Raw genomic sequence first — 22672 nt, 5'->3', positions numbered from 1 at the left:
CATGAAAGTTTTACAGCGGGAAGAAATGAAAACAACAAACTTTTTTAACGAAAATGATACACTTCATAAAGTTTTAGAAATGATGCTAGATAAAGAGTTTGTTGACTATGCAAAACGTGAGCTAACAGATTTTGGTGAGCTTTGTGCTGGAGATATTGATTTGAGAGCCAAACATACTGATCGAGAGGGTGAACCTCGATTACAAAGGTATAATGCCTATGGTGAAGAAGTGTCAGAGGTTTGGGTTAATGATGGCTATAAAAAAACAATAGAAGAAACGTACAATACCGGCATTGTTGGCTATGTGCATAAGGATATTCCACAATTAGGTAGAAAGGGCAACTATGTCTATAGCTTTGCTCAAGGCTATATACTATCACATGCTGAGCCAGGCTTTTACTGTCCTGTTACTTTAACAATGGCAACGGCTTATTTACTTGATCATTATGCGAGTGATGAGGTAAAAGAGCGCTTTTTACCACATGTTTGTGCAACAGGAGATACGGAGCTATATGAGGGGGCTACATTTTTAACGGAGCGTCAAGGTGGCTCTGATGTTGGGGCGAATGTTGTGGAGGCGAGACAGGACGGCAATCAGTATCGTTTATATGGGGAAAAATATTTTGCATCTAACGCAGGAATGTGTGGAGTAACCATGGTATTGGCGCGCATGGAAGGGGCTCAGGTAGGCTCAAAGGGCTTAACATTATTTGCAGTTCCATGGCGAAATGAGGATGGCACAGTTAATAATCTCCGCATTCGTCGTTTAAAGGATAAACTTGGCGTTAGAGCAGTACCTTCTGGTGAGGTGGAATTTGATGGTGCGCTAGCATATGTTGTCGGTGACCCAAATAAAGGGATTTATTATATGCTCGAGGCGCTTAATTTATCAAGAATCTGCAATGCAGTTGCTTCTATCGGAATTATGCGCCGCGGATATTTAGAGGCGAAGCATTATGTAACAAATCGTCATGCCTTTGGTAAACCTTTAACGCAATATCCTATGATTCAGGATACACTAGGGAAATTTGCTGCCAAGCTTCATGTAGAAGTAGCCACGGTTTTTGATCTTATTCAGCTGTACGATAAAGTAACTAGTGGGCAAGGGAATAAAGAGGACATTATTTTAAACCGTTTGTATATTGCTATCATGAAAAAAGAAACGGCAGAGCAAGCTGTACATTATGCTAGTGAAGCCATTGAATTACATGGCGGAAACGGCTATATTGAAGATTTTGTTACACCTCGATTATTAAGAGATGCACAGGTACTTACTGTGTGGGAAGGGACTGCGAATATTTTAGCTTTAGAGCTTATTCGCTTAGTTGATAAGTTTCATGCGCACGAAATGTTTGTTCGTGTTATGGAAGAACGTCTAGAAAAACTAGCTGCCAGTCCATTAGTTGAAATTGTCGTGGATCAATTAGCAAAACTAGATTCAACTTTGCAAACATTTGGCCGTTTAGATGATGCAACAAAAACGTTTGAAGCAAAAAAGGTCGCAGAGAAAATGGCGCATTTATATGAAAGTGTGGTAGCAGTCGAATGGGCACAAAGATTCGGCGGCAAATATGAGAAGCTAGCAGATATTTATTTAGAGCACACATGGGCGTTGCGTGAAATGGGAGCACCGATGAAAACGGTACAGTATTTTTCAGATATAGTGTAACTTGTTTCAGTGGGTGTCCAAACACCATATGAAATAGAAGAACTAAATCTAAGAACGCCACGTCCTGTGGCAATGACTGAGTGTTGCTGTCACTACGCTTTCGCACAAAAACATCTTGTTGGCAAAAGCCTCCGACGGAAGTCACGGAGTATGCCGGGAATAATTGATTTGTTTAGAAGTCGTCTCGAATCGAGGCGACTTCTTTCGTTTTCATGTATAATAAAATCAACTGAATATTATAAAGGTTCTTTACTTAAGTAAAGTGAAAAGGGAAATCGGTGTAATTCCGATGCGGTCCCGCCACTGTATGTGTGAGTTTTTTCAATCTACGCCACTGAAATTTTCGGGAAGGCTTGAAAAAGCGTATGGAGCACGAGCCAGGAGACCTGCCTTTAGAGAAAACACGTTGTAGCCTACGAGGATAGGATGGTGGATTTTGTATATGTTTTTTGTGCAAATTTGACCCCCTCATTGTTTTATGATGAGGGGTATTTGTTTTGGAAGATGAATGTCGATAAGTTAGAAAAAGTGGGCGATAAATCCATGAAGTTGGGCGATAAACTCACGATGTTAGGCGATAAATTCATAATGTTGGGTGACAAAGCCAAAATGTTGAGTTGAAGTTCGCAATGTTGGTGATAACCCCAAAATGTTAGGCGATAAAAACTACAATGTATCGATAAATCAGAAAAACAAAGCGTTAAAAACTATATGAACTAATAGACTAAGGGGGATTCACATGAAGAAAATTTGGAAACTAGGATTATCAGCATTTTTAGCTATTGGCTTGCTTGCTGCATGTAATACAAAAGAGGCAACAAACGAAAAGCCTTCTTCTTCTGAGCAACAAGAGACTGCAAAAGTAGATCAAGCAACATTCCCAATGACGATAAAGGATGCTACTGGCAAGGATATTACGTTAGAAGAAGCTCCTAAAAAAATTGTTTCTCTCATACCAAGTAATACAGAAATCTTATTTAGCCTTGGCTTAAATGATGAAATAGTTGGTGTAACAGATAATGACGATTATCCACCAGAGGCTAGTAAAAAAGACAAGGTTGGCGGCATGGATTATAATATTGAACAAATTATTGCTTTATCGCCAGATATCGTTTTTGCGCATGCATCGGGTATGAGTTATTCAAAAGGAGCAATTGAACAGCTTGAGGCTGCAGGTGTGAAAGTATTTGTTGTAGCGGATTCAAAAAACTTTAGTGAAACTTACACAACGATTGAACAGCTTGGTCGTGCAACAGGAAAACTAGAAGAGGCTAAAAAAATAGTCGCAAATATGAAGGCGAAAGTTGAAGAAGTTGAAACAAAACTTAAAGGTGTTGAGCCAAAGAAAGTCTTTGTAGAATCGTCTGATGAGCCACAGATTTATACAGCTGGTAAAGGTACATTTATGAATGAAATGTTAGAAATGATTCATGCTGAAAATGTAGCAGCAGATGTAAATGACTGGTATCAAATTGATGCTGAACAAATTATCGCGAAAAATCCAGATGTCATTGTTGTAGCATATAATTATGTACCTGATATTCTAACGAAAATTCCACAACGTCCAGGCTTTGAAACAATTACTGCCGTGAAAAATAAAGCCATTGTACAAGTGGATGAAAATACGACAAGTCGTCAAGGCCCTCGTTTAGCAGATGGTTTGGAGGAATTAGCAAAGGCCGTCTACCCAGAGGCGTTTAAATGAGTAAAACAATTGTAGCCTATGTAACAGCTATTACGCTTTTAATCATTAGCATCTGGTGTGGAGTAGCGATAGGCTCAGTTCATATTCCATTAGAAGTATTGTGGAATAAGGCGGCTAATGAAACAGCTGCCAATATTTTATGGAAGATTCGTTTACCTCGAGTCCTACTGGCGGGGCTTGTAGGGGCATCACTTGCTATTGCAGGGGCAGCTTTTCAAGGCTTATTAAAAAATCCTTTGGCTGACCCTTATACATTAGGTGTTTCCTCTGGTGCATCAGTTGGTGCAGTTATGACGATTTTCTTTAGTATATCAATACCTGTAGTCGGTCATTTTACATTGCCAACCTTTAGTATGATTGGTGCCATATTAACAATGGTAGCTGTGATGGGCTTCGCTAGAATAGTAGACCGCTCGCTAAAAATGGAAACTCTTATTTTAACAGGGGTTATATTTAGTTCGTTTTTAGGTTCCGTGATTTCATTAATGATTGCATTGTCTGGTGAGGAGCTACGCCAAGTTATCGGATGGCTGCTCGGTTCAGTATCGATGCGTGGTTGGCCATACGTTCAGATGATTATCCCGTTTGTAATAATTGGCTCAATTATGCTTTGGACACAAAGACGTGAGTTAAATGTTCTGTTATATGGAGAAGAACGCGCGAAGCATTTAGGTGTCAATGTTAAGCGTAGTAAATATATTATTTTAGTAGGTGGATCAATGTTGACTGGAGCCGCGGTAGCGGTTTCTGGAACGATTGGCTTTGTCGGTTTAGTTGTTCCTCATATGACGAGAATGGTTTGGGGTTCTGATCATCGTCATTTATTGCCGTTATCATTTTTAAATGGGGCAACTTTGCTGATTATTTGTGATTTAATAGCACGAACAATTATTGTGCCAAGAGAGCTACCGATTGGTGTCATTACTGCATTTATTGGGGCACCCGTTTTTTCCTATATTTTTTATAAGCAACGTAGAGGCAAGGGGGTACGCGCATGATTGTTGTTGAACATCTTTCTGGCGGCTATGAAGACGTACCAATCGTTCATGATATTAGTTTTTCCGTTGAAAAAGGAAAAATACTAGGGATTTTAGGGCCAAATGGTAGCGGGAAATCCACGCTGTTAAAAGTAATGAGTGGCATACTACCAGCTACTGCAGGCACTATATTAGTAGATGGTAAAAATATTAGTTCTTACAATGCTCGTGCATTAGCAAAAAAAATGGCGGTGCTTCCGCAATTACATGCTAATGCCTTTTCAAACAGTGTTCGGGAGGCAGTATCACTTGGACGTTATCCACATCAAACAGGCTTCTTTTCTAGTTGGACTGATCGTGATGAACAAGCAGTTCAACATGCAATGATACAGACTGGTGTGAAACGCTATGAACAGACACCGATGGAATTTTTGTCGGGCGGTGAACAGCAAAGAGTTTTTGTAGCTCAAGCTCTTGCACAAACAGCGGAAATATTACTGTTAGATGAACCAACGAACCATCTAGATATCGCTCACCAACGTCAAATTTTAGACATGGTGCGGAAGGAAGCAATTGAACGTGGTTTAACCGTTATTATGGTACTGCATGATATGAATTTAGCTTCTCTCTATTGTGATGAATTATTACTAATGGAGGAAGGATGGATGCGAGCATTAGGGGCGCCACATGAAGTATTAATCGCTTCGCAAATCGAAGACGTCTACCATGCTCGAGTTGCAACTTATGCACATCCAGAAATTCCAAAGCCTCAAATTACAATGATGCCAGCCTCAGTTGAACATCAGCAACGTGCTGTCATTACAAAAGAAAATTTCACTATTACAGAGCATTACATTCAGTTTCAATCAGAGTATCCTTTAAAAACAGTATCCTCAGCTGTCCATAACCCGGGTATCGGCTGGTATGATTGTCTATTAAATCGCTCTGTACCAATAGATTATGTCATTAATGATGTAAAAAGAGAGGTCGCTGAATTTTTACTAAAGGAGCATTTTTCATCTACAAGCACCGTCGTCATGTTAACGGCTGTTCCAACAAATCTTGTAGCTATTAATGAATATAAAGCTTCCTTTGGCAGCGTCCTAGTTGCCGTTACGGCTGGAGTTGGCAATGCGGTTGATGTGTCTCGTGTACATGAAAGACAAGATGAACCACATATTGGTACTATAAATACGTGGGTCATCATTAATGGCTGTTTATCAGAAGAAGCGTTTTTCCAAGCAATGATGACGGCTACCGAGGCGAAAACAAAGGCATTACAATCAGAAAATATTCGTGATGAACTTAGTGGTACGATTGCGACTAGTACGGCTACAGATAGTTTATTGATTGCAGCGACACAAAAAGGGGAAGAAATGCTGTACGGTGGCCCCATTACTGATGTAGGTAAGATTATTGGTAAAGGTGTTTTTGAAACAACTGTGCAGGCGATTAAAAATTACAAAAATTAATTCTAGGAGATGAGAGAAATGAAGCTTTACACGAAAACAGGCGATACGGGGAAAACAAGTCTTATCGGGGGACGCGTTGATAAAGATAGCTTACGCGTAGAGACATATGGGGCCATTGATGAATTAAATTCTTTTATTGGTAAGGCTGTCAGTGAATTAGATCGTGAGCTATTCAAGGATATTCTAATTGATTTAGAAACGATTCAGCATGAGCTTTTCGATGCAGGCGGTGACCTCGCTAACGTCATGAAGGAGCGTCATTATAAGCTGACAGAGCAGCCAATTGAAGTGTTGGAATCTCGTATTGATGCATTGTCAGATGAAGCGCCACCATTACAGCGCTTTATTTTACCAGGTGGTGCACCAGCAGCTGCAACTTTACACATTGCTCGCACAGTAGCACGTCGAGCGGAGCGTCAAATGGTAACGCTTATGAAGGAAATCGAAGACGTACCGACAATTGTACAAAAATATTTAAACCGTCTATCTGATTATTTATTTGCAGCAGCACGTGTTGTTAATTTTAGATTGAATGTCGCGGATGTTGAATATATTCGAAGCGGCAATGTCTTTAAAAAATAATTTGATTACTAAAGTTGTGGATGATATTACTTGAAATATATGCCATGTATATAGGTTGATTGGAGTGGAGACTGGGCGACTCCTTGGGGATCAGCGTCACAGATGAGACCCTGGAGCGAGCAGCGCGAGTGAAGCGGCTCATCGGACGCCCCCAGAAAAGCGCTCAGTCGGAACGGAAATCAACCACACGTTATGGTGCGAATTAGTATTATAAAGAATGTAAAAAATAGCCACTTTGAAAAATTCAGGGTGGCTTTTTTTCTTGTAAAATGTAAGAATATAAAATTATCAGAAATATTTCCGTTTTATGTTGACTGAATGCTCACTCATTTATTAGAATAGGAATATAATGATGGAATGACGTACATTTACGTATGAGCTAGCAAATTTATCACAAAGAGAGAAACTTACGACAAACTAAGGGGGGGACCAACCATGAGTCCATTAGTAATTGCAAACATTGTTCTAACAGTCGTGGTTGTGCTTTATGCAGTAGGATTGTTCTTCTATCTGTTAAAAACACGCTATAAATTTGTGCAATTGGGGAAAAAGGTTGAGTTTGATGAAAGTGTTAAAGAACGAGTTCGATATCTTATGGTCAATGTACTTGGCCAAAATAAGCTATTAAAAGATCCAAAGAGTGGTTTAATTCACGTTATGTTCTTCTATGGATTTTTAATGGTTCAGCTAGGAGCCATTGATTTAATTTGGAAGGGGTTAGCACCAGAATCACATTTGCCACTTGGCATTTTCTACGGATTATTTACATTCTTCCAAGAGCTTGTAGTATTAATGATTTTAGTGGCGGTTGTGTGGGCATTTTACCGTCGTTATGTAGAAAAGCTAGTACGTCTTAAACGAGGCTGGAAAAATGGTCTTGTCTTAATTTTCATTGGCGGGTTAATGGTATCCACATTGCTTGCAAATGGTATGGGATTAATTTGGCATGGTGAAGGATTAACTTATACAGAGCCAGTTGCTTCTGGCATTGCTGCTATTTTTGGCTTCTTGCCAGCATCAGCAGCGGCTGTTGTTTTCTATGTAATGTGGTGGGTGCACTTATTAACTCTTTTGACATTCTTAGTGTATGTACCACAATCGAAGCACTTCCACTTGATTGTAAGCCCGATTAACGTGTACATGAACCGTTTAGATCGTACAGGTACGCTAACACCGATCGACTTTGAAGCATTAGAAAATGCTGAAGATGAAGAGGATATTCCAGCAATTGGTGTTGGACGAATTCAAGACTTCACACAAAAACAAATGCTAGATTTATATTCTTGTGTAGAGTGCGGACGTTGTACAAATATGTGTCCAGCAGCAGGAACAGGGAAAATGCTATCACCGATGGATTTAATCGTGAAGCTACGAGATCATTTAACATTCACAGGTGCCGTTGTAACAAAGCAAAAGCCTTGGGTTCCTTATCAATTCTTTGCTAATACTAAGGGGAATCAGTTAGCGATGGCAGCTGGAGCCGAAGGGGCAGTTATTGAAGATATCTACAACCCTTCTTTAATCGGTGATGTCATTACAGAAGAAGAGATTTGGGCATGTACAACTTGTCGTAACTGTGAGGATCAATGTCCTGTTATGAACGAGCATGTCGATAAAATTATTGATTTACGTCGTTACTTAACAATGACTGAAGGAAAAGTAAACCCTGATGCACAACGCGCGATGACAAATATCGAGCGTCAAGGCAATCCTTGGGGCTTAAACCGTAAAGAAAAAGAAAATTGGCGTGACATAGATCCAACAATTCATATTCCAACAGTGAAAGAACTGAAAAAATCAGGCGAGGAAATGGAATATTTATTCTGGGTAGGTTCAATGGGTGCATTTGATAACCGCTCGCAAAAAATTGCTTTAGCTTTCTGTCGTTTATTAAACGAGGCAGGCGTGAAGTTTGCGATTTTAGGAAATAAAGAGAAAAACTCAGGGGACACTCCTCGTCGTTTAGGAAATGAATTCTTATTCCAAGAGCTGGCAACAGCAAATATCGATGAATTTGAGAAAAACGACGTGAAGAAAATCGTTACGATCGACCCGCACGCTTACAATATCTTCAAAAATGAGTACCAAGACTTTGGCTGGAAGGGCGAGGTCTACCACCATACTGAACTATTGAATCAATTGATTGAGGAAAATCGTCTAGCGTTAAACTACGAAGTTCATGAAACGATTGTTTTCCACGATTCTTGTTATTTAGGTCGTTATAACGATGTTTATGATGCACCTCGCGAGATTTTACGTGGTATCCCAGGTGTTAAGCTTGTGGAAATGGAGCGTAATCGTGAGACGGCAATGTGCTGTGGTGCAGGTGGCGGTTTAATGTGGATGGAAGAGCATGTCGGCAACCGTATTAACGTAGCACGAACAGAGCAAGCTTTAGCAACTGATGCATCTGTTATTTCTTCTGGATGTCCTTACTGTTTAACAATGCTTGAAGACGGTACAAAGGCAAAAGAGGTTGAAGATTCAATCGGTACATTCGATGTTGCAGAACTATTAGAGCGTTCTGTATTTGGTGAAAAAGTGAAAGTGGTCGAGGAATCGGTTGAAGAAGCGGCGGATGCAATGGTTGAAGAAGTAGTAGCTGCTGTGGACAGTGTCGAACAAGACGAGAATGTGGAAATTAACGCAGAAAAATGATGGTTATTGCAGAAATATTTTAGTTATCTGAAAAATATAAATTGCACAATAAATAATTGTTTTGTAGAATAAGATTAAATGGAGATGGGAGTTGATCTAACTTCTTTCAGCGGGTATCCAAACACCCGCTGAAAGAAGTTAAAGCCTCCGGTGGATGTCATGGAATCGAAAAGGAGTTCACTTAGGATGTTAGCCTAAAATCATCGCATCCATGCGATAACGGCTAACTGACCTGCATCGTGCAGGCCTATGCACAAAGTCGATTCCAGACGTAATTATACCGAGGCATAATTGATACTAACTCCCATTTTTCATAGCAAGAGGTCGAGCGAGCGTTCAGTCAACACAGATGCTCTAATACTTCTTCTGGAACGTAAAACAAAAGGGGTGTTTTACTTGAATAGAGCTGTAATTTTAGCAGGGGCAAGAACTGCATTTGGTAAGTTTGGAGGTTCACTATCAGCATTAAGCGCAAGTGATTTAGGCGCAATCGCCATAAAAGGGGCACTTGAGAAAGCGAATCTTTCGCCTGACGAAGTGGATGAAGTAATTTTAGGCTCCGTTTTACAAGGGGGACAGGGCCAAATTCCTTCAAGGCAGGCTGCAATCAAAGCAAATTTACCAATAGCGGTGAAAACAGAAACGATTAACAAAGTTTGTGCGTCAGGGATGCGTGCTGTAACACTAGCGGATCAGCTAATTCGATTAGGGGACGAAGAAGTAATGATCGCTGGTGGTATGGAGTCGATGTCCAATGCACCGTATTATTTACAAAATGGTCGAACAGGCTTACGCATGGGCGACTCAACGATGGTGGATGGGATGCTATATGATGGCTTAACTTGTGCCTTTGATAAGGCAAGGCCGCATATGGGAAGCTACGGGAATACAACGGCCAAAGAATATTCGTTAAGCCGTGAGGAACAGGATGCTTGGTCAGTTCGCAGTCATGAACGTGCACTTGCAGCAATTGAGAAAGGTTACTTTGCGGAAGAAATCGTGCCTGTGGAAATTCCACAACGTAAGGGAGAACCACTCCATGTCGATACAGACGAGGCACCAAGAACTGGTACGTCAATGGAGGTACTCGCAAAACTTAAGCCAGCCTTTGACAAGGACGGAACGATTACAGCAGGTAATGCTCCAGGCGTTAACGATGGTGCATGTGCCCTAGTAGTAATGAGTGAGGAACGTGCAGCCCGTGAAGGCAGAGAGCCGCTTGCGGTAATTATCGGCCATGAAGAGATTGCTATTGAGCCAGAGAACTTCCCGCAAACACCAGGACTTGTCATTAACAAATTACTGAAAAAGACAGGGAAATCATTAGCTGACATTGATTTAATCGAAATCAATGAGGCCTTTGCAGCGGTAGCTCTTGTCAGCAAGCAACTTGCAGATTTAGATGCTGAAAAGGTCAATGTTAACGGTGGAGCAGTTGCACTAGGTCATCCAATTGGAGCGTCTGGAGCACGCATTATTTTAACTCTTGCTCATGAATTAAAACGTCGTGGCGGCGGTATCGGAATTGCTGCTATCTGCTCAGGTGGAGGGCAAGGCGATGCGATTATGATTGAAGTACCGAAAACAGGGGGACACGAATGATGGGAATTCAAAAAGTGATGGTTATTGGTGCTGGACAAATGGGCTCCGGCATTGCACAGGTTTGTGCACAAGCTGGTTATGATGTCAAACTGAACGACATGAAGCAAGAATTTTTCGAACGTGGTTTAGGAGTCATTACGAAAAACCTGACACGTGATGTCGAAAAGGGTCGTAAAACTGAGGATGAGAAGGCGGCTATTTTAGGTCGTATTAGTATGTCACTAGATTTACAGGATGCTAGTGACGTAGATATTATCATCGAGGCAGCTGTTGAAAATATGGAAGTGAAGCAATCTATCTTTAAGCAAATTGATCAGATTGCACCGGCACATGCCATTTTAGCTACGAATACATCATCGTTACCAATTACAGAAATTGCAGCTGTAACAAATCGTCCAGAGCAAGTGATTGGTATGCACTTTATGAATCCTGTACCTGTTATGAAGCTTGTAGAAATTATTAGAGGGTTAGCAACAAGTGAAGAAGTCTACAAATCAGTTGAAGACATGACAGTAAAATTATCGAAAACGCCAGTGGAAGTAAATGACTTCCCAGGCTTTATTTCAAATCGTATTTTATTACCAATGATTAATGAAGCAATCTACGCATTGTATGAGGGTGTAGCATCGAAAGAAGCTATTGATGATGTGATGAAGCTAGGAATGAATCATCCAATGGGTCCGTTGACATTGGCAGACTTTATTGGTCTTGATACATGTCTATCCATCATGGAGATCTTACATGAGGGCTTAGGAGATAGTAAATATAGACCTTGTCCATTGCTTCGTAAATATGTGGCAGCAGGCTGGCTAGGTAAAAAATCTGGAAGAGGCTTTTATGTTTATGAATAATCCTATGGGGATGGGACGATTCAAACGAAATGTAATGCTACGGGACAACGTACAGGGGTGACATTATAGATGCATTTACAATTTACAGATGAACAAATAATGATGCGTGATATGGTTCGTAATTTTGCTCAGGATAAAATTGAACCGTGGGTAGAACTTATGGAGGCAGGAGAGTTTCCACGCGAACTCCTTGCGCAAATGGGAGAATTAGGTTTAATGGGGATCACAACGCCTGAGGAATTAGGCGGCTCAGCGATGGATTTTACATCGTACATAATTGCTATCAATGAATTATCGAAGGTTAGCGCAGTAATGGGTGTTATTTTATCGGTGCATACTTCAGTTGGAACAAATCCCATTATTTATTTCGGCAACGATGAACAGAAGAAACTTTATGTTCCAAAGCTTGCTGCAGGTGAATATTTAGGGGCATTTTGTTTAACGGAGCCTAGCGCTGGTTCTGATGCTGGCTCTTTACAATCCAAAGCGGTGCGAGATGGGGATGACTATGTCATCAACGGCTCCAAAGTGTTTATTACAAACGGTGGAGAAGCAGATGTTTATATTGTCTTTGCCTCAACGAATCCTACTGAAAAAACACGTGGTATTTCAGCATTTATTGTTGAAAAAGGAACACCTGGATTAATCATAGGGAAAGATGAACATAAAATGGGTCTACATGGCTCACGTACAGTTCAACTAACATTCGACAACTGTCGCATTCCAGCCACGAACCTTCTTGGGGAGGAAGGGGAAGGCTTTAAAATTGCAATGGCTAACTTAGATGTTGGCCGTATTGGAATCGCAGCACAAGCTTTAGGTATTGCTGAGGCAGCGCTAGAAGCAGCTACTGCATATGCCAAAGAACGAGTTCAATTTGGAAAGCCTATTGCAGCACAACAAGGGGTTGGTTTCAAACTCGCTGATATGGCGACTGCTGTAGAAGCAGCAAAATTATTAGTCTATCGTGCAGCGGATTTACGCACAAAAGGGTTACCATGTGGAGCCGAGGCCTCGATGGCGAAACTTTTTGCTTCTCGTACGGCAGTACAAACAGCGATAGACGCTATACAAATTTTTGGTGGCTATGGCTATACAAAAGACTATCCTGTAGAGCGTTATTTCCGAGATGCAAAGGTGACAGAAATATATGAGGGTACAAGTGAAATTCAAAAGCTAGTCATTAGTAAACATTTACTTAAATAAAGTCTGATGTTATGCTGCAAAGTTGATTTTTCAAGGATGATGTCGATTGCTAAAAGAAAAAGTTAGGTAACTCGAAGAATTGCTCAGGTAACCTAGAGATTTGCTTAGTTTTCGAAGAAATTGAAATCAACATTTATAGCACTAACAAGTCTAACGAAAAAGGGGAAATGGACAATGAACTTTCAATTATCAGAAGAGCATGAACAATTACGAGAAATGATTCGTGATTTTGCTATTAATGAAGTAGCGCCAACAGCAGCTGAACGTGACGAGAACGAGGAATTTGACCGTGCAATTTTCGATAAAATGGCGGAGCTAGGTTTAACAGGTATTCCATGGCCAGAAGAATACGGTGGAGCAGGCTTTGATTATCTTGCATATGTCATTGCTGTAGAAGAATTATCACGTGTATGTGCGTCAACAGGGGTAACTTTATCAGCACATACTTCGCTTGCAGGTTGGCCGATCTATAAATTCGGTAATGAAGAACAAAAACAAAAATATCTTCGTCCGATGGCAGAAGGTAAACATATCGGTGCTTATGGCTTAACAGAGCCAGGATCAGGTTCTGATGCTGGAGGCATGAAAACGTATGCAAAACGTGATGGTGATGATTATATTTTAAACGGCTCGAAGATTTTCATTACTAATGGTGGAGTAGCAGATACATATGTTGTATTTGCAGTAACAGATCCAGAAGCTAAACATGGCACATCTGCTTTTATCGTTGAAGCTGGCTTTGAAGGTTTCTCGGTAGGGAAGAAGGAGAAAAAACTAGGAATTCGTTCATCTCCTACAACTGAAATTATTTTTGATAACTGTCGCGTTCCAAAAGAAAACCTGCTTGGAGCTGAGGGAGAAGGCTTCAAAATTGCGATGACAACACTTGATGGAGGACGTAATGGTATTGCGGCACAAGCTGTAGGAATTGCACAAGGCGCGTTAGATGCAGCTGTTGAATATGGTAAAGAGCGTGTGCAATTTGGTAAGCCGATTACTGCTAACCAAGGTGTATCCTTTAAACTAGCGGATATGGCAACTCAAATTGAAGCATCTCGACTGCTTACATACCAAGCGGCTTGGTTGGAATCAAATGGTCTACCTTATGGTAAGGCATCGGCGATGGCAAAATTAATGGCTGGCGATACTGCGATGAATGTAACGACTGAGGCGGTTCAAGTCTTTGGTGGATATGGCTATACGAAGGATTATCCAGTTGAGCGTTTCATGCGTGATGCAAAAATCACGCAAATTTACGAAGGTACACAAGAGATTCAACGACTTGTTATCTCTCGTATGTTGACAAAATAACGTATGACAGAAAGAGATAAAAGACCCCAAGTACAGTCAACGGTTAAAGATGAAAATCTCATCGCCATTCGTCGAGAACAAATGATAGAGGGAGCCATTAAATTATTTAGGGAAAAAGGTTTTCATCGTGCTACGACGAGAGAAATCGCAAAAGCTGCAGGCTTTAGTATCGGAACATTATATGAATATATTCGTACGAAGGAAGATGTCCTTTACCTTGTATGTGATAGTATTTATCACCATGCGATGGAGCGACTTTCAAGTTATGAGATTAAGGCAGGAACTATAGAAGAGTTGAAGGAAATGATTCGAGAGTATTTCTTGCAAATTGATAGTATGGTTGATGAGCTGACAATCATGTATCAGGAAACGAAATCATTGTCAAAAGAAGCACAGCGTTATGTATTTAGTAAAGAGTTTGAAATGGTTGGTACTTTTGAGCGATTACTACAACGCTGTGTACAGTCAGGTGAAATAACGATGACCGATAAACAAATTCATTTGGCAGCAAATAACTTAGTCGTATCTGGACAAAGCTGGGCATTCCGTAAATGGGCGCTCCACCGTCAGCATTCTATTGACGAATTTATTGAAATGCAAATAACATTGTTTATTTCAGGCATAAAGGGGTTCTAATAAGTTCCGTAAAAAGGGGTTGTCGGTAATTGCATAATGCGACATTGCAATTACCGATTTTTTTATGAATTATGTTCATAACACAAAGGTTTAATTGATTAAGGGGAGAAAGTGGGGATTTCATATGACAAAGGTAGAAGTATATCGTCCAAAAAATCACGTACGTTTTGTAACAGCATCGAGTCTTTTTGATGGACATGATGCTTCGGTTAACATTATGCGACGTATTTTACAATCAAGCGGTGTAGAGGTAATCCATTTAGGACATAACCGCTCCGTGGAAGAAGTCGTAAATGCTGCGATTCAAGAGGATGCTCAAGGCATTGCGGTATCTTCTTATCAAGGTGGGCATATGGAATACTTTAAATATATGTATGATTTGCTACGTGAAAAAGGGGCGCCACATATTAAAATTTATGGTGGCGGCGGTGGTGTTATTTTACCCCGCGAAATTAAAGAGCTACATAGTTACGGGATTGCAGGGATTTTCTCTCCAGAGGATGGTCGTGTCTTAGGATTACAAGGCATGATTAATGAAAAAATTAAAGGAACTGATTTCCCAACTGCTACAGGTAACTATCAAGAAAAACTTGATGCTCTAACGACAGAAACACCAGAAATATTAGCGAATTTAATAACTGCTGCTGAGTCGAATGATGATGAAGAAACGAAAAAGATGCTAGAGGAAGCTCGTAAGCGCTCAAACGAGACACCTGTCTTAGGTATTACAGGGACAGGTGGCGCGGGTAAATCTTCCTTAACGGATGAATTAATTCGCCGTTTCCTAAAGGAGTTTCCGGATAAACGCGTAGCTATTCTTTCTGTCGATCCGACAAAGCAAAAAACAGGTGGGGCTTTACTTGGTGACCGAATTCGTATGAATGCGATTTTTAATAATCGAGTATATATGCGTAGTTTAGCAACTCGTGGATCTCGTACAGAGCTTACTGCTTCAATTGGGGATGTGCTAGATGTAGTGCGTGTAGCGGGCTATGATTTAATTATCGTAGAAACAAGTGGTATTGGTCAGGGTGATGCGGAAATTACAAAATACACTGATCTATCCATGTACGTTATGACAAGTGAGTTTGGTGCTCCAACTCAGCTTGAAAAAATAGATATGATTGATTTTGCGGATGTTATTGCTATTAATAAATTTGAACGTAAAGGCTCTGAGGATGCGCTACGTCAAGTACAAAAGCAATATCAGCGTTCACGAGAACTTTGGGATGAATCACTTGATAATATGCCTGTGTATGGTACGATTGCCAGTCAATTCAATGATAAAGGAACAAATGCTTTATTTGCTGCATTAGTAAATATCATTAATATGAAGGTAGGAAGTAATTGGGAAACTGGTTATGAGCAATTTGCGAAAACTCAAAAACAAGATGTAATCATTCCGAACGACCGTCGTTATTATTTACGAGAACTTACAGATACGGTGCGCGGCTACCATAAAAAATCAGAGCAACAGGTGGAATTTGCTCGCCGTCTATTCCAATTAGAGGGAGCTATCGAAGCAGTTAAAGAAAAAGCTCCAAATGATGCACTTATCGCATCTCTCACTTCTTTAGCGGAAGGTGTTAGAGATGAATTAACGGCTGAGTCTAAACGTATATTAGATAATTGGCGAGCTTTAAAAGAAGCGTATGCTGGGGACGAATTTGTAACGAAAGTTCGTGATAAGGAAATTCGAACAATTTTAAAGACAACAAGCCTTTCTGGTACAAAAATTCCTAAAGTTGCTTTGCCGAAATTCGTAGATTATGGTGAAATTTTACGTTGGGTTTATAAAGAAAATGTCCCTGGAGAATTCCCGTATACAGCAGGGGTATTCCAATTTAAGCGTGAAGGTGAAGATCCGAAGCGACAATTTGCTGGAGAGGGAACGCCAGAGCGTACAAATAAACGATTCCATTATTTATCGAAGGATGATGATGCAAAACGTTTATCAACAGCATTTGACTCTGTAACACTATACGGTGAGGATCCAGATTACCGACCAGATATTTATGGGAAGGTTGGAGAGTCAGGTGTATCCATTTGTACACTGGAGGATATGAAAAAGCTTTATGCAGGCTTTGATTTATGTGCACCATCAACTTCAGTGTCGATGACAATTAACGGTCCAGCACCGGTTATTTTGGCAATGTTCATGAATACGGCTATTGATCAGCAAGTGAAACTACGTGAGAAAGAACTTGGTCGATCTTTGACAGTTGAAGAATTTACGGAAACACGCGAGAAAACATTACAGGTTGTACGTGGAACTGTGCAAGCAGATATTCTAAAAGAAGATCAAGGGCAAAATACATGTATTTTCTCAACAGAATTTGCGTTACGTATGATGGGAGATATTCAGCAATACTTTATCGATCATAAAGTTCGTAATTATTACTCAGTATCTATTTCTGGTTACCATATTGCCGAAGCAGGTGCGAACCCAATATCACAATTAGCCTTTACATTAGCAAATGGCTTTACGTATGTAGAATATTATTTAAGTCGAGGAATGAATATTGACGACTTTGCGCCAAATCTATCATTCTTCTTCTCTAACGGACTTGATCCAGAGTACACAGTTATTGGTCGTGTAGCCCGCCGCATTTGGGCAGTTGTCATGCGTGATAAGTACGGTGCCAATGAACGAGCGCAAAAATTAAAATATCATATCCAAACATCTGGACGTAGTTTGCATGCACAAGAGATTGATTTTAATGATATCCGCACAACATTACAGGCATTAATGGCATTACAGGATAACTGTAATTCATTGCATACAAATGCATATGACGAAGCAATTACGACGCCTACGGAAGAATCTGTTCGTCGTGCAATGGCCATTCAAATGATTATTACGAAGGAACATGGCTTAGCGAAAAACGAAAATCCATTACAAGGAGCGTTTATCGTAGAAGAATTAACGGACCTTGTAGAAGAAGCGGTACTAGAAGAGTTTGATCGTATTAATGATCGTGGCGGCGTGCTAGGTGCAATGGAAACACAATACCAACGTGGCAAGATTCAAGAGGAATCTATGCACTACGAGATGCTAAAGCATTCTGGTGAGTTACCAATCATTGGTGTGAACACATACTTAAATCCGAATCCTCCTTCAGAAGAAGAAATTAATAATATGGAAATTGCGCGTGCATCGACGGAAGAAAAAGAGACGCAAATTCATAATTTACATGCCTTCTGGAAGCAACATGAAGGAGAGAACGAAGCGGCTCTTGCTCGTTTACAACAAGTAGCTGTAAACAACGGTAATATTTTCGCGGAGCTTATGGAAACCGTAAAAGTCGCTAGTTTAGGGCAAATCACAAATGCTTTATATGAGGTAGGCGGACAATATCGTCGTAATATGTAGTTCTAAATGTGCATATCTTCTCGTTGTATAACATTTATTCTATTTTGTACAAAATGTTTGTGTAGTTTTAAGTGTCTAGTCATACGATTAGGCACTTCTTTTTATTTCCGTTATAATATAAATGTAAAAAAAGGGGAGGCGCAGTAGATGATGAAATCAGTTATTAACTACATCATTATTTTAGCTTTGGTGGTAGGAGTTATTTTCCTGTATGATAAGCAATTTGGCGCTGTTCCTTTACTAATATTATCTATCTATTTGTTTTACTTAGGGATAAAAAAAATGCGTGATATAAAAAACAGTAATTGAAGCTAGCAAAGAGGATAAAACTTTGTATATAATGGGTATTATGCTTATGATATGGAAAGTTACTTTTGTGCGGCCTTTTTTGCTGCGCTCCGAAAATAAAGCTATATAAATTTAAAACGTCCATTGTGATGAAGGAAAGGAAGTGCACGAATGAATTTTCGTGAAATGACAAAAGAACAATTAGCGGAAGAATCGTTAATTAACTTAGCTTATGCAATTTTAAATGATAAACGTGCCTCAGTGTCTTTTAATGACTTATTAACAATTATTCAAGAGCTTGTAGGCTATAGTGATGAAGAAATGAAAGCTCGCCTACTACAATTTTACACAGATATTAATGTAGATGGCCGCTTCTTATTTAATCAGGAAACTGGCTGGGGCTTACGTGAATGGTATAAAGTTGAACAGATTGAAGAAGAAACAGCTCCTTCTGTTAAAACTCATAAGAAAAAATCTAAAGCTGCCGTTGAGGATGAAGATGATTTAGATGAAGATTTAGATGAAGAAGACATTGACTTTGATGAAGATTATGAAGAGTTTGTTGAAGACGATGATCTAGACGAAGAAGAAGAAGAAGAAGAAGATAAAGAAGATATCGACTTTGAAGATGAAGATATAGAAGACATCGATGAGGAAATCGACGAAGACTTTATCGATGATGATGAAGAACTTGACGAAGAAGAAGATGAAATCTAACTAATTTCAGCACACATCCGCTGAAATTAGTTAGAGCGCAAGGCACAATTGATGATAATTACTCTTTGAAATTTTCTTTCTTTTATCCTTGTAGTAAAAAATCTTGACTTCTATCGCGGTTACGTTTAATCTTTTACTTGGGCTCCTTAATTAAAGGAGAAAGACCGTGTATGTAATACGCTCCCCCTGCAAACCTATGCAGGAGGGGCGTTTTTTTATTTTTTAACTATATTCAGTCAAGTTCTCCCATGTTTATAGCTACTGAATGAATATAAATGCTCTAAATTATTCAAGATGTATAATAACCGGTGACTGAGTATACGTTAGGATGGATTTTTTAAAAGGAAAGTAGAAGAGAGATAGAAACGATTACAGCTTCGAATCGACTACAATTTTGTAGGCATTCTCGGCTTTTCTTATTTTAGGGCTAAGAAATATTACTTTTCTTAGCCTGTAGAGAGATTTATACCAATGCTTAGAACCAGCATGTGGCGTGAATGCACTTTTTTACTAGCAATTTCTAGAACAACATAAGGAGGAATTTTTTCATGACGAAGTATATTTTTGTAACAGGTGGGGTTGTGTCATCACTTGGAAAAGGGATTGTAGCAGCATCTCTAGGTCGTTTATTAAAAAATCGTGGATTAGAAGTAACGATTCAAAAATTTGACCCATATATCAATATTGACCCAGGTACAATGAGTCCTTATCAACATGGTGAGGTTTTCGTAACAGATGATGGCGCAGAAGCTGACTTAGACTTAGGTCACTACGAACGTTTCATTGATATTAACCTAGGGAAACATTCAACAGTAACATCAGGTCGTGTTTATCAGTCTGTATTACAAAAAGAACGCCGTGGTGATTACAATGGTGGAACAGTACAAGTAATTCCTCACATTACAAATGAGATCAAAGATCGTATTCAACGAGCTGGTCGCGAAACAAATGCAGATGTAGTTATTACAGAAGTAGGCGGAACAGTTGGGGATATTGAATCATTACCATTCCTTGAAGCAATTCGCCAAATGAAAACGAATTTAGGACATAACAATGTGATGTATGTGCATTGTACGCTTATTCCTTATATTAAAGCTGCAGGTGAGCTAAAAACAAAACCAACTCAACATTCTGTAAAAGAATTACGTTCTTTAGGTATTCAACCAAATATTATCGTTGTACGTACAGAGCAAGAAGTGCCTCAGGAAATGAAAGAAAAATTAGCTTTATTCTGTGATGTTCAACCACACGAAATTATTGAATCTCGCGATGCAGAACATTTATATGAAGTGCCTCTAAACCTTCATGCACAAGATATTGATGATATCGTGCTTAACCATTTTGGCATTGAAGCGCCAGAGGCGGATATGGAAGAATGGCGTGAACTTGTTGCGAAAGTGAAGAGCTTACCAAATAAACGAAAAGTAGCATTAGTAGGTAAATATGTAGAACTACAAGATGCTTACATCTCTGTAGTAGAGGCATTAAAGCACGCAGGCTATGCATTTAATTCTGATATTGAGATTGACTGGATCAATGCAGAACATGTGGATGCTGACAATGTTGTTTCTTTATTAAAAGGTGCTGACGCAATTTTAGTTCCAGGTGGCTTCGGTGATCGTGGAGTTGAAGGTAAAATTTTAGCGACACAATATGCTCGTGAAAATAATGTACCATTCTTAGGTATTTGCCTAGGTATGCAACTTGCAACAGTAGAATTTGCTCGTAATGTACTTGGCTTACAAGGAGCGCATTCTACAGAGCTTGATCCAAATACGGAATATCCTATTATTGATTTCCTACCAGATCAAAACGACAGTGTAGACATCGGTGGTACATTACGTCTAGGTTTATATCCATGTAAGTTAAAAGATGGCTCAAAGGCAAGCAAAGCCTATGGCCAAGAGCTTGTTTATGAGCGTCACCGCCATCGTTATGAATTTAACAATGAATATCGTGAAGCGATGGAAGCTGCAGGTCTTGTCTTCTCAGGTACAAGCCCTGACGGTAAATTAGTGGAAATTATCGAGTTACCAGAAAAGAATTTCTTCGTAGCATGCCAATTCCACCCTGAGCTTGTATCACGTCCAAATCGCCCACAACCATTGTTCCGTGATTTTATCGGAGCAACATTTAAATAATAAAAAAAGAGTTGTCTCAAGTGCTGAGACAACTCTTTTTTATCTTCATTCGGAAATAAAGCCTCCGAACGCTTTGTTAATTTGCGCGACAACATCAATAACGCCAAGGTGAAATTGATGGAAATTTTATAACTCTTCGTCATCAAGGCCAAGCATTTCATCATACGCGATTTTTATTGCTTCATAAACAAAAAGGGCAGCAAGAGCATGTGGCACAACTATGCGGTTTCCTAAATCGTTTGGTAATAAACCACCTCGTATGCGTGTTGAAATATACGTATACGCTAAATCTGCTAGTGGGTTTTCGGAATTAGTAACCTCGCTAGCAACTGCTGCAAATGGAATAAACTGATTATTTAATTGCTGTGCTAAAGATAATGCATCCTCATCATGTGCACTACGTGTAAAAATGCATACACGATCAGCTTCCGTGATAACTGTATCTTTTGTCCAAGGGACTAACTTAGTAAAACGTTCCACAGCTTGACATGCATTTAATTCGACAACTTGCATTTCACCAAAGCATGCGAAATAGACATTGCCTTCACCAATACCCGCTTGTGCAAGTAATCGTGCCGTTTCTTCAATAGCTTCTTCTTCATTTTGTGTTATTCTTTGTAATAATCCACTTAATTGTGTTGTTAGAATTTTTGACATGATCCCACCTCAATCAATATTATAGGTTTGAAAAGAGCATAAAGCAAAAGCAGATAATTTATAATACTAGAAGGTATTAAGAGGTTAAAGGAGAATAATACATAATATAGGAAGTTTTTATGCAAGAATAATAACTCAAAAAGGGCGGAATGAAATGTGAAACGATTACTAATTGTCGATGATCAACCAGGAATTCGTTTGCTTTTAAATGAAGTGTTGAAAAAGGAAGGGTATGTTACATATTTAGCTGCAAATGGTATGGAAGCATTGAAATATGCCGAGGAGGAAATGGATTGTGTCTTATTAGACATGAAAATTCCAGGGATGGATGGCATAGAAATTTTAAGGCGCTTAAAAGAGAAGTGGCCACAACTGCCGGTATTCATGATGACTGCATATGGGGAACTGGAAGTTGTACAGGAGGCATTAGATTTAGGAGCAATTCGATATTTTACTAAACCTTTTGATATTTTTGAAGTACGTGATGAAGTTAATAAAACATTAAAAGTTTAGATGAACAGGCAGTGGTCAACACCGCCTGTTTTTACATGGTTGTTAGACAATTTGTACATGCTTTCAAAATAAATGGCTCATCACTATAACGTGAAGTTGATTTCCGTTCCGCTATCGCTAATCTCCAAAGAGTCGCCCAATCTCCACTTCAATCAACTTATATCAATGGCATATGTTTTAACAAATATCACCACAATTTTTGGTGATGAACCAAATATATTTAGAAAATAGAAAAGAAAACACTGTCGCTCCGTTGCACTTCGCTTTCGCGTAACCTTCGTTCCGTTTCACTGCACTTCGGTTAACACTGCCGC

General features: G+C 39.6%; 18 protein-coding genes and 1 riboswitch. Of the genes, 17 read left to right on the top strand and 1 reads right to left on the bottom strand.

The genetic code is table 11. The features are described from left to right. Window position 1: 1 nt before the first annotated feature. The 16 genes from ACFVT8_RS19510 to ACFVT8_RS19435 all read left to right on the top strand — a co-directional run bounded on the left by ACFVT8_RS19510 (window position 2) and on the right by ACFVT8_RS19435 (window position 21188). The gene (locus ACFVT8_RS19510) at window positions 2-1669 is read left to right on the top strand and encodes an acyl-CoA dehydrogenase family protein (RefSeq protein WP_387083943.1); all 1668 of its coding nucleotides are present in this window, start codon (window positions 2-4) and stop codon (window positions 1667-1669) included. Window positions 1670-1894: 225 nt separating this feature from the next. After that, a riboswitch (cobalamin riboswitch) is annotated at window positions 1895-2077 on the top strand. Window positions 2078-2095: 18 nt separating this feature from the next. After that, window positions 2096-2290, top strand: coding sequence for a hypothetical protein (locus ACFVT8_RS19505; protein ID WP_387083941.1), 195 nt, complete (start codon window positions 2096-2098; stop codon window positions 2288-2290). A gap of 118 nt (window positions 2291-2408) precedes the next feature. Next, window positions 2409-3374: an ABC transporter substrate-binding protein gene (locus ACFVT8_RS19500; RefSeq protein WP_387083939.1), complete on the top strand. Its 966-nt coding sequence runs from the start codon at window positions 2409-2411 to the stop codon at window positions 3372-3374. Beyond that, complete coding sequence (locus ACFVT8_RS19495) at window positions 3371-4372, top strand: FecCD family ABC transporter permease (protein WP_387083937.1); 1002 nt, start codon at window positions 3371-3373, stop codon at window positions 4370-4372. The genes ACFVT8_RS19500 and ACFVT8_RS19495 overlap by 4 nt, the downstream gene beginning before the upstream one ends. After that, a complete protein-coding gene (locus ACFVT8_RS19490; RefSeq protein ID WP_387083935.1) occupies window positions 4369-5823 on the top strand; it encodes an adenosylcobinamide amidohydrolase in 1455 nt (484 codons plus the stop codon). The genes ACFVT8_RS19495 and ACFVT8_RS19490 overlap by 4 nt, the downstream gene beginning before the upstream one ends. Before the next feature lie 18 nt (window positions 5824-5841). Continuing rightward, on the top strand, window positions 5842-6405 hold the full coding sequence (locus ACFVT8_RS19485) for a cob(I)yrinic acid a,c-diamide adenosyltransferase (RefSeq protein ID WP_387083933.1): 564 nt from the start codon (window positions 5842-5844) through the stop codon (window positions 6403-6405). Window positions 6406-6840: 435 nt separating this feature from the next. Continuing rightward, entirely contained in the window at window positions 6841-9063 is a 2223-nt protein-coding gene (locus tag ACFVT8_RS19480; RefSeq protein WP_387083931.1) for a heterodisulfide reductase-related iron-sulfur binding cluster, read from the top strand. A 396-nt stretch (window positions 9064-9459) separates the two neighbouring features. Continuing rightward, entirely contained in the window at window positions 9460-10665 is a 1206-nt protein-coding gene (locus tag ACFVT8_RS19475; RefSeq protein ID WP_387083929.1) for an acetyl-CoA C-acetyltransferase, read from the top strand. Further along, window positions 10665-11516, top strand: a complete 852-nt coding sequence (locus ACFVT8_RS19470) for a 3-hydroxybutyryl-CoA dehydrogenase (protein ID WP_387084179.1) — start codon at window positions 10665-10667, stop codon at window positions 11514-11516. The genes ACFVT8_RS19475 and ACFVT8_RS19470 overlap by 1 nt, the downstream gene beginning before the upstream one ends. Window positions 11517-11585: 69 nt before the next feature. Beyond that, window positions 11586-12722 (top strand): acyl-CoA dehydrogenase, encoded by a 1137-nt coding sequence (locus ACFVT8_RS19465; RefSeq protein WP_387083927.1) that lies wholly within the window; start codon window positions 11586-11588, stop codon window positions 12720-12722. 174 nt (window positions 12723-12896) lie between these two features. Next, complete coding sequence (locus ACFVT8_RS19460; RefSeq protein ID WP_387083925.1) at window positions 12897-14033, top strand: acyl-CoA dehydrogenase; 1137 nt, start codon at window positions 12897-12899, stop codon at window positions 14031-14033. Between the two features lie 3 nt (window positions 14034-14036). Next, a complete protein-coding gene (locus tag ACFVT8_RS19455) occupies window positions 14037-14669 on the top strand; it encodes a TetR/AcrR family transcriptional regulator (RefSeq protein WP_387083923.1) in 633 nt (210 codons plus the stop codon). Between the two features lie 124 nt (window positions 14670-14793). After that, window positions 14794-18042: a fused isobutyryl-CoA mutase/GTPase IcmF gene (gene icmF, locus ACFVT8_RS19450; RefSeq protein ID WP_387083921.1), complete on the top strand. Its 3249-nt coding sequence runs from the start codon at window positions 14794-14796 to the stop codon at window positions 18040-18042. 147 nt (window positions 18043-18189) lie between these two features. Then, on the top strand, window positions 18190-18351 hold the full coding sequence (locus ACFVT8_RS19445) for a hypothetical protein (protein ID WP_387083919.1): 162 nt from the start codon (window positions 18190-18192) through the stop codon (window positions 18349-18351). Between the two features lie 150 nt (window positions 18352-18501). After that, window positions 18502-19047 (top strand): DNA-directed RNA polymerase subunit delta, encoded by a 546-nt coding sequence (gene rpoE, locus ACFVT8_RS19440; protein ID WP_387083917.1) that lies wholly within the window; start codon window positions 18502-18504, stop codon window positions 19045-19047. Window positions 19048-19595: 548 nt separating this feature from the next. Beyond that, window positions 19596-21188 (top strand): CTP synthase, encoded by a 1593-nt coding sequence (locus ACFVT8_RS19435; RefSeq protein WP_387083915.1) that lies wholly within the window; start codon window positions 19596-19598, stop codon window positions 21186-21188. Window positions 21189-21314: 126 nt separating this feature from the next. Here ACFVT8_RS19435 and ACFVT8_RS19430 read toward each other — a convergent pair whose 3' ends face one another. Further along, window positions 21315-21845 carry a DUF2529 family protein gene (locus ACFVT8_RS19430; protein ID WP_387083913.1) on the bottom strand — a complete coding sequence of 177 codons (531 nt, stop codon included), beginning with the start codon at window positions 21843-21845 and terminating at the stop codon, window positions 21315-21317. A 156-nt stretch (window positions 21846-22001) separates the two neighbouring features. On the opposite strand from ACFVT8_RS19430, the gene ACFVT8_RS19425 reads away from it, so the two are divergent. Continuing rightward, window positions 22002-22358, top strand: coding sequence for a response regulator (locus ACFVT8_RS19425; RefSeq protein WP_387083911.1), 357 nt, complete (start codon window positions 22002-22004; stop codon window positions 22356-22358). Window positions 22359-22672: the final 314 nt, after the last annotated feature.

This window comes from Lysinibacillus sp. NPDC058147, assembly GCF_042884205.1.
Taxonomy (GTDB): domain Bacteria; phylum Bacillota; class Bacilli; order Bacillales_A; family Planococcaceae; genus Lysinibacillus.
Note: the sequence above shows the minus strand (reverse complement) of the source record. Positions and strands in the feature narration are given on the sequence as shown.

Bases quoted from the DNA above. Each gene is read 5' to 3' on its own strand.
- ACFVT8_RS19495 (WP_387083937.1), top strand. From the start codon at position 3,371: ATGAGTAAAACAATTGTAGCCTATGTAACAGCTATTACGCTTTTAATC.
- ACFVT8_RS19510 (WP_387083943.1), top strand. From the start codon at position 2: ATGAAAGTTTTACAGCGGGAAGAAATGAAAACAACAAACTTTTTTAAC.
- ACFVT8_RS19485 (WP_387083933.1), top strand. From the start codon at position 5,842: ATGAAGCTTTACACGAAAACAGGCGATACGGGGAAAACAAGTCTTATC.
- ACFVT8_RS19435 (WP_387083915.1), top strand. From the start codon at position 19,596: ATGACGAAGTATATTTTTGTAACAGGTGGGGTTGTGTCATCACTTGGA.
- ACFVT8_RS19455 (WP_387083923.1), top strand. From the start codon at position 14,037: ATGACAGAAAGAGATAAAAGACCCCAAGTACAGTCAACGGTTAAAGAT.
- ACFVT8_RS19465 (WP_387083927.1), top strand. From the start codon at position 11,586: ATGCATTTACAATTTACAGATGAACAAATAATGATGCGTGATATGGTT.
- ACFVT8_RS19490 (WP_387083935.1), top strand. From the start codon at position 4,369: ATGATTGTTGTTGAACATCTTTCTGGCGGCTATGAAGACGTACCAATC.
- rpoE (WP_387083917.1), top strand. From the start codon at position 18,502: ATGAATTTTCGTGAAATGACAAAAGAACAATTAGCGGAAGAATCGTTA.
- ACFVT8_RS19480 (WP_387083931.1), top strand. From the start codon at position 6,841: ATGAGTCCATTAGTAATTGCAAACATTGTTCTAACAGTCGTGGTTGTG.
- ACFVT8_RS19505 (WP_387083941.1), top strand. From the start codon at position 2,096: ATGGTGGATTTTGTATATGTTTTTTGTGCAAATTTGACCCCCTCATTG.
- icmF (WP_387083921.1), top strand. From the start codon at position 14,794: ATGACAAAGGTAGAAGTATATCGTCCAAAAAATCACGTACGTTTTGTA.
- ACFVT8_RS19460 (WP_387083925.1), top strand. From the start codon at position 12,897: ATGAACTTTCAATTATCAGAAGAGCATGAACAATTACGAGAAATGATT.
- ACFVT8_RS19430 (WP_387083913.1), bottom strand. From the start codon at position 21,845: ATGTCAAAAATTCTAACAACACAATTAAGTGGATTATTACAAAGAATA.
- ACFVT8_RS19500 (WP_387083939.1), top strand. From the start codon at position 2,409: ATGAAGAAAATTTGGAAACTAGGATTATCAGCATTTTTAGCTATTGGC.
- ACFVT8_RS19445 (WP_387083919.1), top strand. From the start codon at position 18,190: ATGATGAAATCAGTTATTAACTACATCATTATTTTAGCTTTGGTGGTA.
- ACFVT8_RS19470 (WP_387084179.1), top strand. From the start codon at position 10,665: ATGGGAATTCAAAAAGTGATGGTTATTGGTGCTGGACAAATGGGCTCC.